The sequence below is a fragment of the Elusimicrobiales bacterium genome (genome assembly GCA_041651175.1).
Lineage (GTDB): Bacteria > Elusimicrobiota > Elusimicrobia > Elusimicrobiales > Elusimicrobiaceae > JAQTYB01.
The window spans coordinates 96,122-111,970 of sequence record JBAZJT010000005.1; the positions used below are offsets into that span (position 1 = coordinate 96,122).

General features: G+C 58.7%; 14 protein-coding genes. 7 read left to right on the forward strand and 7 right to left on the reverse strand.

Annotated elements, in window-relative coordinates:
• Positions 1-2 precede the first annotated feature (2 nt).
• Genes WC421_04460 through WC421_04490 form a run of 7 tightly spaced genes read right to left on the reverse strand, consistent with a single transcriptional unit; the run spans position 3 to position 9,805 of the window.
• Positions 3-704 (reverse strand): hypothetical protein, encoded by a 702-nt coding sequence (locus WC421_04460; protein ID MFA5161480.1) that lies wholly within the window; start codon positions 702-704, stop codon positions 3-5.
• Positions 705-730: 26 nt separating this feature from the next.
• Positions 731-1,615, reverse strand: a complete 885-nt coding sequence (locus tag WC421_04465) for a CDP-alcohol phosphatidyltransferase family protein (protein ID MFA5161481.1) — start codon at positions 1,613-1,615, stop codon at positions 731-733.
• Positions 1,603-2,715, reverse strand: a complete 1,113-nt coding sequence (locus tag WC421_04470; protein MFA5161482.1) for an HD domain-containing phosphohydrolase — start codon at positions 2,713-2,715, stop codon at positions 1,603-1,605. Before WC421_04470 ends, WC421_04465 begins: the two co-directional genes overlap by 13 nt.
• 1 nt (position 2,716) lies before the next feature.
• On the reverse strand, positions 2,717-4,531 hold the full coding sequence (locus WC421_04475; protein ID MFA5161483.1) for an ATPase, T2SS/T4P/T4SS family: 1,815 nt from the start codon (positions 4,529-4,531) through the stop codon (positions 2,717-2,719).
• A 33-nt stretch (positions 4,532-4,564) separates the two neighbouring features.
• Positions 4,565-5,899: a putative aminohydrolase SsnA gene (ssnA, locus tag WC421_04480; GenBank protein MFA5161484.1), complete on the reverse strand. Its 1,335-nt coding sequence runs from the start codon at positions 5,897-5,899 to the stop codon at positions 4,565-4,567.
• A 1-nt stretch (position 5,900) separates the two neighbouring features.
• A complete protein-coding gene (locus WC421_04485; GenBank protein ID MFA5161485.1) occupies positions 5,901-8,363 on the reverse strand; it encodes an FAD-dependent oxidoreductase in 2,463 nt (820 codons plus the stop codon).
• Complete coding sequence (locus WC421_04490; GenBank protein ID MFA5161486.1) at positions 8,360-9,805, reverse strand: pyridoxal-phosphate dependent enzyme; 1,446 nt, start codon at positions 9,803-9,805, stop codon at positions 8,360-8,362. Before WC421_04490 ends, WC421_04485 begins: the two co-directional genes overlap by 4 nt.
• 93 nt (positions 9,806-9,898) lie before the next feature.
• Between WC421_04490 and WC421_04495 the strand changes: the two genes are divergently transcribed.
• From WC421_04495 to WC421_04525, 7 genes are all read left to right on the forward strand, one after another.
• Positions 9,899-10,813, forward strand: a complete 915-nt coding sequence (locus WC421_04495; protein MFA5161487.1) for a restriction endonuclease — start codon at positions 9,899-9,901, stop codon at positions 10,811-10,813.
• Positions 10,814-10,902: 89 nt separating this feature from the next.
• The gene (locus WC421_04500; GenBank protein MFA5161488.1) at positions 10,903-11,457 is read left to right on the forward strand and encodes a TlpA disulfide reductase family protein; all 555 of its coding nucleotides are present in this window, start codon (positions 10,903-10,905) and stop codon (positions 11,455-11,457) included.
• Positions 11,458-12,537, forward strand: coding sequence for a 4Fe-4S dicluster domain-containing protein (locus WC421_04505; protein ID MFA5161489.1), 1,080 nt, complete (start codon positions 11,458-11,460; stop codon positions 12,535-12,537). It abuts the gene before it with no gap.
• Positions 12,534-13,349, forward strand: a complete 816-nt coding sequence (locus tag WC421_04510; GenBank protein MFA5161490.1) for an FAD/NAD(P)-binding protein — start codon at positions 12,534-12,536, stop codon at positions 13,347-13,349. Before WC421_04505 ends, WC421_04510 begins: the two co-directional genes overlap by 4 nt.
• On the forward strand, positions 13,325-14,116 hold the full coding sequence (locus WC421_04515) for a hypothetical protein (GenBank protein ID MFA5161491.1): 792 nt from the start codon (positions 13,325-13,327) through the stop codon (positions 14,114-14,116). Before WC421_04510 ends, WC421_04515 begins: the two co-directional genes overlap by 25 nt.
• On the forward strand, positions 14,106-15,401 hold the full coding sequence (locus WC421_04520) for a Ni/Fe hydrogenase subunit alpha (protein ID MFA5161492.1): 1,296 nt from the start codon (positions 14,106-14,108) through the stop codon (positions 15,399-15,401). Before WC421_04515 ends, WC421_04520 begins: the two co-directional genes overlap by 11 nt.
• Positions 15,402-15,414: 13 nt before the next feature.
• Positions 15,415-15,846 (forward strand): VOC family protein, encoded by a 432-nt coding sequence (locus WC421_04525; protein MFA5161493.1) that lies wholly within the window; start codon positions 15,415-15,417, stop codon positions 15,844-15,846.
• Positions 15,847-15,849 lie beyond the last annotated feature (3 nt).

Consider the following 15,849-nt stretch of genomic DNA (forward strand, 5'->3'; position numbering starts at 1 on the left):
CGTCAGAACCTTATGCCCAACGTATACTCCATGCCGATTTTTGAGGGGACGATGTTGGCTGCCGCGCTTAAATACATAAAGCGCCAGGGCTTGAAGTTAAGCCCCGCCGCGCACACCGGCTGGATTACGGCTGTCTGGGAGCCGATAAGACCGGGCTGCGCGGAAGCCTCTTTGACCGTAAGCTCCGTGCGCGAAAGCGCCGCCGAGAAAAACGGCTCCACCGCCTCGCCCTGCACCGAACCGGCGATTCCGGCGACGGCATTGGTGACGGAAAACCCCTCGTGTATCCCCACATGGCCCGCGGCGTAAACCAGCCCCCTAAACGAGTGCGGCCTGTCGGATGTGGAGAACCCCCATTTGATTCCGCCTCCGGTAACGGCGAACCCTTCCCAGCTGAAACCTCTTATGAACCCGTCAAAGCCCAGCGGCATCCCTATTTCGCCCTGGATGACCGGGACATATATCGCGCAAAGGCCGGTGGTGTCGGGTATGGTGTTGGCGGCGCGCGGCCTGGTTATCATGGCGACATGCGTTCCGACATCAAAGCCGGCTATGCCCAGGCTGCGGCCCGTATGGTTGATGGCGGAAGACATGAGAAATCCCAGATCGGCGGTGAAGGGCTTTATATTGTCCGCGGTGACGTTTTGGGCAAAATCGGCAAAGGGATCGCGCATCGCATAAGCGCAGGACGCTGAGAACAGCATACAAACGGCCAAGAGGATTTTGGTTTTCATGCGGGCAGCTCCAGTCCCAGGTTTCTGGCCAGGGCGGCGTCGCTTTCGCGCTGAACCGCCGACATGACAAGCATCAGTATGACAAGCGGTATAAGCACCGCGCAGAAATACCACTCCGGCCTGCCCAGCGCAAACGCCAAGGCGATAAGCAGGAAACGGGTATTGTCTCCGAGCAGATTCCAGAAGCGGATGTTGCGGCGGTTGGCGGCAAGGTAGCGCGCGCGAATTTCCAGCGGGACCGCGCCGCCGAATTTGCCGCGCAGCGCCGCCAGCAGCCCGCAATGCCCCGCCGCCAGAAAACGCTGGTACCAGCCGTAGAGCGCATACACGGACCCGAAAGCGCCGCCGGCGTCCGCCCCCAGTTCGTCCGGCAGCTCGCCGCGGGAGACTATGGCCGCAAAAGCCGTCCGGTGGAAATCATACATGCTGGCTTCCAGCGCGGTGGCCGCGCCCGCAGCCAGTATAAGCGCGGCGACAGGGAAAATCCCAGCGCCCGCCCCGGTTATGGCGGCCCCCATCCCCAGATACGCCGCCGTGAATGAAAAATACCCTATCAGCCCGTCCAATATCCTGCCGCGCAGGGTGCCGCCGCCGCGCATTCTGGCGAGCTGTCCGTCAGCGCTGTCCAGCACGCTGGACAGGACAAGCAGCCACCAGCCCCAGAAAACCAGCCCGCGCCAGGCCAGCATGGCCCCGCCGGCGACGCCCAGCGCGATGCTGGCGTAGCTGATATGGTCCGGCAGCAGCCCCGCGCCATGCGACCATTTGGCGATGCGGTAGCCCAGCGGGTGGAAAAACCAGATGTCCAGCCGCTCCTCCATCTCTATGGCTTTGTAAAGGGGTTTTGCTTCGGCTGAGGCGGGGGCGGCTATATCTCCCATATCTGCTCGCTCTCGCCCAGCAACTGGATGAACGCCTCTGCCGCGCGCGGGTCAAAAAGCGTGCCCGCGCCGTCGCGTGCTTCCTTGATGGCGCGGACGCGCAGCTCGTCCCCGCGCAGCCCGCCGGTCATGCGCAGCTCCTCCATGGCTTCCACGAGGCGCAGTATGCGCGCGCCCGGAACGATATTATTCCCCGAAAGCCTGTCCGGGAAGCCGGAGCCGTCAAAATTTTCGTGATGCTGGCGGATGACGGGCAGCGCGCCCTGCAAAATCGTTATCCCCTCCAGCATCTGCACGGACATGAGGACATGCAGTTCCTCCTCCGGCACATTGGGCAGCAGGCCCAGCCCGTCCACCAGCCGCGCGTTTTTCATGCCCACATACCCGATGTCGTGCAGCAGGCCTGCGTAGTAAAGGTAGCGGTACTCGGTGTCTGTTATGCCCAGCTTGCGCCCCACCGCGCAGGACAGGTACGCGCTGTGGTTGGGGTGGGATTCCATGCCGGGCCTGGTAGTCTCTATGGTGGCCGACAAAAGCTCCAGCACATGCGAGAAGAAATTCTTGTGGTCCCGTATAAGCCTGGTGTTGGACACCGCCACCGCCGCCGAGGCGGACAGCGCCTTGAATAAATCCACGTCGTAGTCCGAAAACGGGGTGTTGTCCCTGCGATTGACAACCTCGGCCACGCCTATTATCTCGCCTTTGAACATCATCGGGGTGGCAAGAAGCTGGCGGGTCACAAAGCCGGTGTTTTTGTCAAACTGTTTTGCAAAACGCGGGTCCGAGGCGGCGTCGTTTACCACCACGGTCTCGCCGCGCTGGGCGACCCAGCCGGCTATGCCCTCGCCCACCGGAAGGGTCATTTTTTTGAGTATTCCGCCCTTGTCGCCGGTGGCGACGCGGAAGTAAAGGAACTTGCGCGTCTCATCCAGCAGCATGATGGAGCCGGCCTCGCAGTTAAGCAGGGTTTCCGCCGTGTCGCCTATTTTCTGCAAAAGCGCGTCCAGGTCCACTATGGCGTTGACGCTGGCCGCCATATTGAAAATTTCCAGAGGTTTCAATGCGGCGCGGGGGCCGCCGGTTTTTGCGCCGGTATCCATATTATTTCACCTCGTCGGAACCGCCCAGCACCTCGCGTATGGTGGTGTAACCTTTAAGCACCTTCATAAGCCCGTCCTGGGTAAGCGACATCATGCCCTGCTGCATGGCGAAATCCCGCAGCGGCCCGGAAGCCATCTGTTTGAGCGCGAAAGCCTTTACGGGGTCTGTCATCACCAGCAGTTCGTGCATGCCTATGCGTCCGCGGTAGCCGATGTCCTTGCATTCCTTGCAGCCTGCGGGCTTGTAGATTTTGGTTCCGGCGGGTATTTCTATGCCGTTTTCCTTGAAAACCGCTATCTCCTCAGGCGACGGGTCGTCGGGGCGCTTGCACTTGTCGCAAAGTTTCCGGGCAAGGCGCTGGGCCAGCACCGCCTTGAGCGTGGCGATTACCACATACGGCGGCAGCCCCATTTCCACAAGCCGGGTAACAGCGGAGGACGCATCGTTTGTGTGTATGGTGGAAAAAACCAGATGCCCCGTCATCGCCGCTTCCATGGCGATGTGGGCGGTTTCCTCGTCGCGGATTTCGCCGACCATGATTACATCCGGGTCCAGCCGCAGGAAGGAGCGCAGCGCCAGCGCGAAGTCAAACTTCTTGTTCTCGCCCAGCCTGATGTCGGGATTGACGGGAACCTGCACTATGCCGTCTATGTTGTATTCCACCGGGTTTTCCGCGGTGAGGATTTTTATGTCGGGCCGGTTGACATGGTTTAGCGCAGCGTAAAGAGTGGTGGACTTGCCCGAACCGGTGGGCCCGCAGACTATGATGAGGCCGAAATTCTTCTTGCCGCCTATGCCTTTTAGCAGTCCCAGAAATTTTTCCAGCGTTTCCGGCATAAACATCAGGCGGTTTATATCCACCTGCACGGCCTTACGGTCCAGTATGCGCATGACGGTGGATTCGCCGTAGACGGTGGGCACCACCTCCACGCGGAATTCTATGGGGCTGCCCTTGGCGAGAATTTGTATGCGCCCGCTCTGGGGGATGCGCCGCTCGGTTATATCCATCGCGTTGGTCAGAATCTTGATTTTGGCTATGACCGCGGCGCGGTACGACCAGGGTATTGAAAAATTAGCCTCGCGCAGCATTCCGTCCACCCGGTAGCGGATGACGACCTTGCTGTTTTTGCCGGTGGGGTCTTCAAACGGCTCTATGTGGATGTCGGAGGCTTTGAGATTAAGCGCGCCCAGAATGATGGCGTTGACGAATTTTTCAACTTCCGGCGCGCTGGCGTCTATGTCGGTGATGTCGGCTTTTTCCTCTTTCTGGACTTCTATGTTGCCGCCCTCGTCGGGGGGGAGCTGCTCCTTGGCCTTTTCCTGCTCCTGGACGGAGGCCAGCAGCTTGTCCATCACCGCGCTTTCGTTCTTACCGTAGACCACGTCCAGCAGCGACAGAATGTCCTGCGGCAGCGATAGATATGGCGTTATCTCCAGGCCGGTGCGCAGATTGATGTCTTCCAGTACGAAAAAATCGCGCGGGTCCGACATCGCCACCGACAGGGACGAGTCCGTCTTTGCAAAAGGCACTGCAATGTGCCTGCGCGCGGCGGATTCGGGGACAAGCTGGACTATCTCTTTTTCCGGCGCGGCGGGCAGCCGGCTTAAATCTATGGATTTGACTTCCCAAGCCAGCGCCAGCGCCTCAAGCATCTTGGCGCGGTCCACAAGGTTCTGCTCGGTCAGCAACTGCTGGAGCGGCTTTTTTTCGCGGCGCGCGCTTTCCTCCGCCGTCTCCGCGGCGGCGGCTTCTATGAGATGCGCGTCAACCAGCACCTCTTTTACGGATTTCCGCCTTGAACCCTGTGTTCCCATTGTCAATAGAATAGCTATAAAGGCCCGCTATTGTCAAAACCTTTCCCAGAGCGCCGCCGCCAGTTCCCGCGCGCGGCGGGAAACCCACTCCAAATCAATGTCCAGCGCCAGCCGCCGGTTCTCCATCAGGACCTTGCCGGAGGCGATTGTGGTGTCCACATCCGCCTGCGCTATGCCGAAGCATAAATGCCCCAGGAAATTTTCCGCCGAAAACGGCGTCGGCGCGAGGTAATCCATGATTACGATGTCCGCCGCGCAGCCCTCGCGCAGCTCGCCAAGCGGCATGTCAAAGCACCGGGCTGCTATTTTCGGATTGTTGAACGGCAGGGTTGAGAGGGTTTCAACAAAAGCCGCGCACGGGTCTTTTGCGCGCAAATGCTGCGCCCAGAGCGCGGCGCGCATTTCCTCCGGCATGTTGACTGTCATCGCGTCGGTGCCAAGCCCCACCAGAACGCCGCGCCGCGTCATTTCCGGGATATCGGCTATGCCGACGGCGTTGTTCATGTTGGACTGCGGGTTGTGCGCCACGGCGGTTTTGGTTCCGGCGAGAATATCCATCTCTCCGGCGTCAACATGCACGCAGTGCGCCGCTATGCTGCGCGGGCCGAGTATGCCGAATTTCTCCAGCCGCCGCGCGACGCGCATCCCGTGATGCCTGACGCTGTGTTCCTCGTCCGAGGCCGCCTCCGCGCAGTGGATATGAAAACCCGCGCCCAGCTCATGTCCCGCGCGGGCGGCTTTTTCCATGGTTTCGTCGCCGATAGTGAACGCCGCGTGCAGCCCGAACATGGCGGAAAGCCGCGGGTCCTTCTCCGCCTTGCAGCGTTTGATGAAATCTATATTTTCGTTTATGCCGTCTTCGGCAATTTTGGCGCCGTCCCGGTCGGAAACCTCGTAGCAAAGGCAGGCCCTGAGGCCGGTTTCCTTAACCGCTTTGGCGATAATGTCCAGCGAGCCGCGCGCCGCGAAAGGACTGGCGTGATGGTCTATCAGCGTCGTGGTCCCGCGCCGCACCGCGTCAATAAGCGGAATCAGCGCGCTGTAATAGCAGTCCTCAAGCAGCAGTTTTTTGTCCAGCCGCCACCAGAGGTTTTCCAGCACCTCGTTGAAATTCTTTGACGGCGCGGCTTTGCCAAGCCCGCGCACAAGGGTGCTGTAAAAGTGCATATGCGCGTTGATAAACCCCGGCAGGACAAGCCTGCCGCGCGCGTCTATCACCTTATCGTAGCTGCCCGTAAATTCCGCGTCCGGCGCGATTTTGGAGATTTTATCTCCCTCGCACATCACGGAATGCCCAGGCAGCACCCGGTTATTGCCGCCCAGAGTGGCGGCAACGGCGTTTTTTATGAGCAGAGTGGATGCTTTCATTTTAATCCTCTTTAAGGGCGGTTTTTTCCCTGGCTGTGCGCTGGCGCATGAACAGTGCGCCGGAGAAGCATTTCTGAACGCATATGGAGCAGCCGACGCAGCGCGCGGCGTCCGTGCGGGGGACTTTGTTTTTGTCCAGCTCTATCGCCATATACGAGCAGCGCGAGCAGTTGCCGCAATGCTGGCACAGGTCCGCGTTTACGTCGGAGATTTTCTTTTCCGGCGAAAGTTCCATAAAGCCCGTTACCGGATTGGGCAGCGCCCGCCCCACAAGTTCCGCTACGGATTTGATGCCGCGCTCTTTCATAAGAAAGCTGAGCCCGGAATGCAGCTCGTCTATGACGCCGCAGCCGTGCTTCACCGCCACGGTGCAGAACTGCACGGTGCGCGCGCCCAGCGCCAGGAAATCGGCGGCCTGCCTGTAATTCATCGGCCCGCCGTTGCCGGATACCGCCATCCCCATGCGCGAGACATTCGCCAAAGTCAGATTGCTTATCGGCGCCACGCCCTCGCCGCTCATGCCCACGACTATGCCCTCTTCCCAGTTTTTTTTGGCGCCCTTGCGCAAGGCCAGCGCGGGGAAGGTGTTTGCCAGCGTAACCCCCGCCTTTTTCCCCGGATATTTTGCGAACGCCTCTTTTATCGCCGCCATTATCGGATATATGGAAGTAACCGCAGCCGTCAGCTTGAATAATTTCGGAATTTCCGGGTCGGAGACTTCCATGACCCAGCCGATTATTTTCGCGGTCAGTTCCGCGTCCTGGGAGACGATATCGCCCTTGGTGCCGTCGCCGCCCTGCGGGCAGGAGAGGCTGTATTCAATTCCCAAAGCTCCGGCGGCTTCCAGTTTTTTCGTGTTGGACTGCCAGACTTTTTTGTCGGCCTCGTCGTTGCCGGTTACCGGCCCGCCGGTGGAGGCCATGGTCAGCCTGTCTGGAAATTCGCGCCGCAGCCGCCCTATTTCGCCGCACACCCGGTCCAGATGATGGCCGGAGACATTGTCGCAGTTGCCGTAGGTGTTTTGGGTGAAAGCCACCATATATTCCGACGGGATGTGTATGGGGATATTGTCAAACGAGGTTTTCATCACCCCGCCTGCCCAGCCGGCCTGATAGGCTTTGCGCATCTGTTCGTAACCGTCGCTGGGCGGCGCGGCGGAAAGCAGGAAAGGCGACAGTATTTTTCTGCCGAAAAATTCCGCCTCCAGCGGAACCGGCAGCAGATTCCGCCCCGCCAGCACGGCGCGGCTTTTGGCGGGGGCGGCCTTTTCAACCCGCTTTTTCTCGCCGGAAAGCCACTTGTCAACCGCAATGGCGACGTTTTTGCCGCTGGCGGCGGCCTCCACCACGGTGGACGGCCCCGCCGCCGCATCGCCTGCCACAAACACCTTTTCAGTGGGCGCAAACAACTGCGAGCTGCGCGCGCCCACCGCCACTATCACAAAGTCAAACCCCGCCAGCTCCTGCGCGGAATTTTTGGCGTCTTTTACCGCCGAGGGCGAGAATTTCCGGCCCGACAGCTCCACGCGGACGGTTTTCAGCCCGGTTATTTTGCCTTTGGCGGAGATTATCTCCGCAATCCTGGTCCTGCCGCTTACGGCGATGCCCGCATCCAAAAGGCCGCGCAATTCCCCCTGCTCCAGCGGCATTTCGGAAAGTTTCTCCAGGCAGAACATCTCCACGCGCGCCGCGCCGCGGCGGGCGGCGGTTTCGGCGCAGTCGGCGGCGACTGCGCCGCCACCTATCACGGCCACCCGGTGGTTTTTAACATGGAATTTTCCCGGATGCCTTAGATACTCAACCCAGGAAACCGCCAAATTCTCCCCGGGTATGCCCAGCTTGAACGGCATGTCCAGCCCGGCGGCTATTATCACCGCGTCGTATTTGCCGGAGGGAGACAATTTTACGCCGGTTTTGAATGTTATTCTGCCAAGCGATTTGATGAAATCAATATCGCCTCTAAGCATCGCCTTGTCCAGCCGGAAATCCGGTACCAGCCCCGCCATGCCGCCGGCGGTTTTTTCGCGCTCGTAAACGTCAACGGCATAGCCTTTTTGCGCCAGCACGGCGGCGGCGGCCAGCCCCGCCGGCCCCGCGCCCGCCACCGCCACTTTTTTGCCGTTGGGTTTTGCGGCGGCAAACTCCGGCAGCGCGCCCAGTTCGCGCGCTTTGGCTATTATCGCCGCCTGCGCGGCGGGGATATTGACCGGCGCGTCAAATGTTTTGCGCGCACAGGCGGCCATGCAGTGCTTTTCCGGGCAGACAAGCCCGCAAACCCCGCCCAGCGGATTATTGCCCAGGATAAGCGCGGCGGCGCGCCCGTAATCGCTTTTGCCGCCCACGGCGGCGGCCATCAGGAAGTCTGCGGGCGAGCAGTCCGCCGGGCAGGCTTCTTTGCAGGGTTTTTCCTCGCAATACTGGCATCTGGCGATTTCGTTTTTAAGCTGAGCTTCGGTCAATGTCATAACACACCCGCTGTTTTGTTGAATTTGACGATGAGCTTGTCCCACTCGTCCGCGAGCGCGAATGTCTCGTCCCAGAAACCCGGCTCCCAGAGGCGGCGCAGTTCATCCGATGTCCGGCCCTGCTGTTCCACCCAGGTGAAATACTTCAGGTTGTGCAGCGCCTTGCGGTCGGTAAACGAAAGCTCGCGCATATAATCAACCGTCGCGCCCAGCAGCCGCCGCTCCATGTCGGCGACGGCATTGTCATGGGTGTATCTGCCGCGCCCGGCTGCAAGTTCGGCCAGACGGGATTTGTAGAGGTCCATGGAATCCGTAAACACGGTGAAAACCACATCCCTCTCGCCAAGCTCGTAATATTTAGCCAGCTTGATAGCCGACAGCGTGTTTGAAATGCCGGAAATCCCCAGCAGCGGCAGCTTGTCTATCACGGAGGCGGGAACGCCGGATGCCGCCAGCGTCTTTTTGCCCTCCGGCTCGTTGAAAAGCCGCAGCAGGCGCATGCAATTCTCATCGTCTACGGCGACGACCATGTCCGTGTTGCGGACATTATGCACCCAGGGGATATGCTTGTCGCCGATGCCTTCAATGCGGTGCTCGCCGAAACCGTTAAGCAGCAGGGTGGGGCATTGCAAAGCCTCGGAGGCGGCGACTTTCATGCCGGGGAATTTTTTCTTGAGATAATCGCCCGCCGCGATAGTCCCCGCAGAGCCGGTGGCAGACACATACCCCGCCATAGCGGCCCCTTTAAGCGAGGAGAACACCTCCTCAATCGCCGGGCCGGTGACGTGATAATGCCATATCGGATTGCCGAACTCCTCAAACTGGTTGAAAATAACGCAGTCCTTGCGCGTCTTTTTTATCTCCCAGCACTTGTCGTAGATTTCCTTGACGTTGGATTCGGTTCCCGGCGTGGCAATCACCTCCGCGCCGATGGATTTAAGCCATTCAAACCGCTCCCTGCTCATCCCTTCGGGCAGAATGGCGACGGCGGGCGCGCCCAGCAGCGCGCTGTCAAAGGCTCCGCCGCGGCAGTAATTGCCGGTGGAGGGCCAGACGGCCTTTTGCGACGCGGGGTTGAACTCGCCGCTTACAAGCCGCGGGACAAGGCAGCCGAAGGCCGCTCCCACTTTATGCGCCCCCGTCGGGAAATACTTGCCGATAAGTCCGATAATCCGGGCCTTTACGCCGGTAAGCGAAGAAGGCAGCTCAAGATAATTGACCCCGCCGTAAAGCCCGGTTTCAATGTCGTTATGCCAGCCGATGCGGAACAGATTGACGGGGTCCACCGCCCACAAATCGGTTTTTTTAAGCCGGGCCTTGATTTTATCCGGCACCAGCCCCGGCTCGCGCAGTTGGCGAAAAGTAGGGATGATAATTCCGCGCTCCCTGCACCGCCGCGCGGTCTTTTCCAGAACAGCAGCATTGATTTTAATTTTAGCCATGCCACACAATACAAAAATCCCGCCCCCTCCGTCATGCGCTTTAAGCAATTTGATAGAATGCGTCTGTTGCGATTCTCATTTGGGAGGAATAATATGCCAATTCCCGATTATCAATCAATAATGCTGCCTTTGCTGAAATTCTGCGCGGACGGACAGGAGCATTCCATAAAATCAGCAAGCGAACATGTCGCCAACGCTTTTAAGCTTACGGAGCAGGAAAAGAAAGAACTACTGCCGTCACAAACACAAACTGTGATATACAGCCGCACTTCGTGGGCGAGAACGTACTTGAGCAAAGCTGGATTATTAGCGGCACCGAAGAAGGCTCATCTCATCATCACTACCGAAGGGGTTGAAGTCTTGGGACAGAACCCCGAAAAAATAGATAACAAGTTTTTAACCCGGTTTCCACAATTTGCTGAATTCAAAAAAGCACAGACTAAAAACCTCAACAACACGCGCAAGAAAGAGGACTTGCTAGAGAACCCTGTCACGCCCAACGAATCTCTTTACAATAGCTACCAGGAAATACGCCAGCAATTGTCCCAAGAGGTGCTATCAACAGTCAAAAAAAGCTCCCCCGCATTTTTTGAAAGATTGGTGCTTGATGTGCTGTTAAAGATGGGATACGGCGGCTCGCTTGCAGACGCGGGAGAAGCCGTTGGCAGAACAGGCGACGGCGGCATAGATGGAATAATTAAGGAAGACAAATTAGGACTGGACGTGATTTATGTGCAGGCGAAAAGATGGGATGGTTCGGTCGGCTCAAAAGAAATCAGGGATTTTGTCGGCGCACTGGAGGGGAAAAGAGCGAATAAGGGCGTTTTCATCACAACATCCGCGTTTACCGACGAGTCAGGGGAATACGTAAAGACAATCGGGAAAAAAGTGGTTCTTATAGACGGAGCCAAACTCGTTGAACTGATGATAGACAACGACGTCGGCGTATCCACTGTCAGCAGTTACTTTATCAAAAAAATTGACAGCGACTATTTTGAGGAAGAATGAAACCACGCATTGACGGCGCCATTGAAAAGGGCGGGACCCCACTATTTCCCCTTGCCTTGCCGCATTCTGAAAATTGATACAATTGGCGAATGAAGATACTCAAAGCCACAATGGTTGCCGCAACCACCGTTGCCGGTTGCTTTGCCGGCGCTTGCGCCGCGGCGGACGGCGCAAAAACCGCGGAACCGCCCGCCGTCAAAAACGGCTCAGCCGGTCGGAATACCAATTTTTCGCTTGCAACCTGCGACGGGAAAACCGTTTCGCTGGATAATTACGCCGGCAAGCCCGTGCTGGTCATTTTCATGAGTTCCACCTGCATTGACTGCAAAAACGCCGCCCCGACCATGAAAAAACTCGCCGAAACCTACGGCCCCAAGGGAATAGCCGTCGTCGGCCTGGCGATGGACACCGCAGCCGCGCCTATGCGCGAGTTCGCGCAGAAATACCAACTGGCCTTCCCCATCGGCCTCAACGGGAAACCCGTCGCTAAAAATTACCGCTCGCGCGGAGTGCCTAATTTTTACCTGCTGGACAAAACCCATTCCATCGCCAAATTCTGGTACGGCGCGGACGGCGGCAGCGCATACGAGAAAGACATGTTCAACACCCTGGACGAAATGGCGGCAAGGCTGGCCGCGAAATAAATGAAGCGGTATTCGCTTAAACTGGACCAATTGTTTGCCGCGCTGGCGCGCGCGGGATACGCGGTTAAAGGCCCGCGCCTCAAAGACGGCGATATTGTGCTGGGCGATATTGCCTCGCCGGCGGATTTGCCTGCCGGGTATAAAGACGAGCAGTCGCCGGGGCGGTACCGTCTCACGAGCGGCGGGGGGGAGTATTTCGGCGCGGTAAACTATCAGCCGTCCTGGAAAGAACTTTTGTTTTTGCAGCGCGAGACAATCTGGCGCGCGCAGAAAGGCGCGGGCGGGTTTTCCGCAGAACCGGAGAAAATCTCCGCGCCGAAGACAGCTTTTCTCGGTGTGCGGCCATGCGATATGGCGGCAATCAAAATTCAGGACAGGGTTTTCTCCGGCGGGGAATATGCGGACGCGCGCTACCGCGCGCGGCGCGATAACGTCCTTATAATAGCGGCCAACTGTACGCGGGCCTGCGCAAACTGCTTTTGCGCCTCAATGGGAACGGGGCCGGACGCCGGGGACGGCTGCGACATCGCGCTGACCGAGACGGGGGAATCTTTTGTCGCGCAGGCCGGTTCCGCCGCGGGGGAATCGCTGCTTAAGAAATGCGCCGCCGCCTCAAAAAAGCAAATCGCGCAGGCGGATGCGCTGGTGGCGGCGGCGCGCGCCGCGATAACAAAGCAGCTTGACGCCAAAAACATAAAACGGCTTTTGCAGGACAATCAGGAGCATCCCCGCTGGAAAGAAACCGGCAAACGCTGCCTCAACTGCGCCAACTGCACCATGGTATGCCCGACGTGTTTCTGCTCGGTCATGGAGGATTACACCTCGCTTGACGGCAAACAATCCTGGCGGACGCGGCGGGCGGATTCGTGCTTTACTATGGATTTTTCGCATATTCACGGCTGCGGCAGCGTCAGATATTCCGCCAAATCGCGCTACCGGCAGTGGATGACGCACAAACTGGCGCACTGGCATGACCAGTTCGGCTCGTCCGGCTGCGTGGGCTGCGGACGGTGCATAACCTGGTGCCCCGTCGGGATAGATATAACGGAGGAGGCGGCGGCTATTGCCGGAAAGCCATGAAAGAACAGTTGCTGCCGCGCAATTTCGTAATCACCCAAACCGCGCGGGAAACGGCGGATATTTTTACGTGGAAGCTAAAGCCGCAGGACGGGAAAAAATTTGTTTTCAAGCCGGGGCAGTATAACATGATTTACGTCTACGGCGTTGGCGAAGCCCCTATTTCAATAAGCGGCGGACCGGATGAACTGGTTCACACCACGCGCGCGGTGGGCCGCGTTACCAACGCGATGGCCGCTTTGAAAAAAGGCGCGGTTGTCGGCGTGCGCGGGCCTTTCGGAACCACCTGGCCGATGGACAAGCTGGAAGGCAAGGATATTATTTTCGCGGCGGGCGGAATCGGGCTTGCGCCGCTGCGCCCGGCAATTTATCATGTCTTGAACAACCGCGAAAAATACGGGCGGTGTTCGCTGCTAATCGGCGCGAAAAAGCCGGAGGAGCTTATTTACCGGCGGGAAATTTCGCAATGGCGCGCCCGCATGGATATTGAGGTCATGGTTACAGTGGACTCCGCCGGAAAAGACTGGCGCGGCAACACCGGCGTGGTGACAACGCTCATCCCGCGCGCGGCTTTTGACCCGGCCAAAACCGCCGCCCTTGTCTGCGGGCCGGAAATCATGATGCGCTTTGCGGTAAAAGAGCTTTGCGCGCGCGGCGTTTCCGAGGAGAATATCCACGTTACGCTGGAGCGCAATATGAAATGCGGGCTTGGCCTGTGCGGCCACTGCCAGTTGGGGCCGGTGTTTGTGTGCAAGGACGGGCCGGTGTTCCGGTACGACGGGATAAAACAATGGTTTCTTCAAAAAGAGGCGTAAAACCGAAACTGGCCGTCTATAAACTGGCGTCCTGCGATGGCTGCCAGCTCAGCCTGCTGGATTGCGAGGACGAGATTCTGCCGATAGCGGAGCTTGTCCACATAGCCAATTTCCCGGAGGCGACGCGCGCATTCGCAAAGGGGCCCTACGAACTCGCCCTGGTGGAAGGCTCCGTCTGCCGGCAGCATGAACTGGAACTGGTAAAGCAAATCCGCGCGGAGGCTAAATTTCTGGTCGCCATCGGCGCATGCGCGACGGCGGGGGGGATACAGGGGCTGCGCAATTTCGCGGATATAAATGAGTACGTCTCTTTTGTCTACGCCAAGCCGGAATATATCAAAACCCTGGCGGTGTCCACGCCGGTGTCGGCGCATATAAAGGTGGATTTTGAGCTGCGCGGCTGCCCGGTGAACAAAGAGCAACTGGTGGAGGTCGTGAACGCATTCCTCAACAGGCGCGTGCCCAATGTAACGGCGCGCAGCGTCTGCATGGAATGCAAGGCGCGCAAAACGGTGTGCGTTCAGGTCGCAAACGGGACGCCGTGCATGGGGCCGGTAACGCATTCCGGCTGCGGCGCGATTTGCCCGGCATACGGCAGGGGCTGCTACGGCTGCTTCGGCCCCAAGGAAACGGCCTCGCCCGCCTCGCTGTCGGCATGGTGGAAGGATAAGCTGGGCGCGGATTCGGATTTTGTCAAACGCTCGTTTCGGACATACAATGCCTGCTCGCCGGAATTCCTGGCAGAGAGCGAAAAACATGAAAGCTAAAATCAAAGTCGGCTATCTGGCGCGGGTGGAGGGGGAAGGCTCGCTTTCGGTTGACATCTCCGGCGGGAAGGTTACAAACGCCAGCTTTTCCATATTTGAGCCGCCGCGGCTCTTTGAAGCCTTCCTGCGCGGACGGCATTACGGCGAGACGCCCGACATCACCGCGCGCATCTGCGGCATTTGCCCGATAGCCTATCAGATGAGCGCGGTGCACGCCGTTGAAAAAATCCTCGGCGTGAAAATTGAGGGGCAGCTGCGCGAGCTGCGCCGGCTGATTTACTGCGGCGAATGGCTGGAAAGCCACCTGCTGCATATCTATTTCCTGCACCTGCCGGATTTTCTGGGCTGCCAGGACGCCATTGAACTGGGCCGGAAAAACCCCGCGCTGGTAAAATCCGCGCTGCGCATGAAAAAAGCGGGCAACGCGATAGTCTCGCTTTTGGGCGGGCGGGAAATTCATCCGGTGAACGTAAAAGTCTGCGGGTTCTACCGCGTCCCGGAAAAAGCGGAGCTGGAAACGCTCGCGGACGAGCTTAAACACGGCAGGGACGCCGCGCTTAAAGCGATAAAGATTCTGGCGAAGCTGGATTTTCCCGACGTGGAGCGCGATTACGAATTTGTTTCGCTTTACCACCCGAAGGAATATCCGTTCAACGAGGGGACGGTGGCAGACAATGCGGGCCTCAATATCCCCGTTGAGCAGTTTGAGGATAATTTCCGGGAAGTCCACCGGCCCAATTCCACGGCGTATTATTCCGTCTCAAAACGCACGGGCGGCGGTTATCTGACCGGGCCGCTGGCGCGGTTTAATCTCAACTACGGCACACTCTCTCCGCTGGCAAAAGAGGCGGCCAAAGCCGCCGGCATAAAACCGGGCTGCAAAAACCAGTTCAAAAGCATACTGGCGCGCGCGGTGGAAGTGGTCTACGCTTTTGACGAGGCGCTGCGGATTATCGCGCAATACGAGCGTCCGCCCAAACCTGCGGTTGACATTGCCGCGCCCAAAGCCGGAACCGGCTGCGCGCTGACCGAGGCGCCGCGCGGCAGCCTCTACCACCGCTACAGCATAGACGCCAGGGGCAAAATCACATTCGCCAAAATAGTGCCGCCCACGGCGCAGAACCAGCATGTCATGGAAGACGATCTCAAAGCCACGGCGCAGCGGTACATAAACCTTCCTCGGAAAAAACTGACCTGGAAGTGCGAGCAGGCCATACGCAACTACGACCCGTGCATTTCCTGCTCGGTGCATTTCATAAAACTGAAAATCAACCGGCGGCCCTAGCCCGGCGGCCCGAATGCAAAACGAAGCCCCAAGAAAATTTCACATCACCTTCTACACGCAAAATCCCGCGCGCCTGGCAGGCTTCTGGGCCTATGCGCTGAAATATACGCAGAAACCGCCCCCTGCCGGTTTCAATTCATGGGAGGAGTTCGCCGCCGAAACCGGAACCGCGGAACAGCGGGTTCTGGTCCATCCGGCGGGAGCGATGCCCCCTTTTCTTTTCTGGAAAGTCAAAACCCCCAAGCGGGCGAAAAACTACATGCATCTGGATGTGGACGCAGGCGGCGGCCCCGGAGTTCCGCTGGCGGAGCGTAAAAAGCGCGTCCGCGCCGAGGCGGAACGGCTGGCCGCGCATGGCGCAACCCGCATCCGCGAGGTTGAATGCGGAGACTGGTTCTGGATTCCCATGCGCGACCCCGACGGCAACGAATTCTGCCTTCAGTAAAGG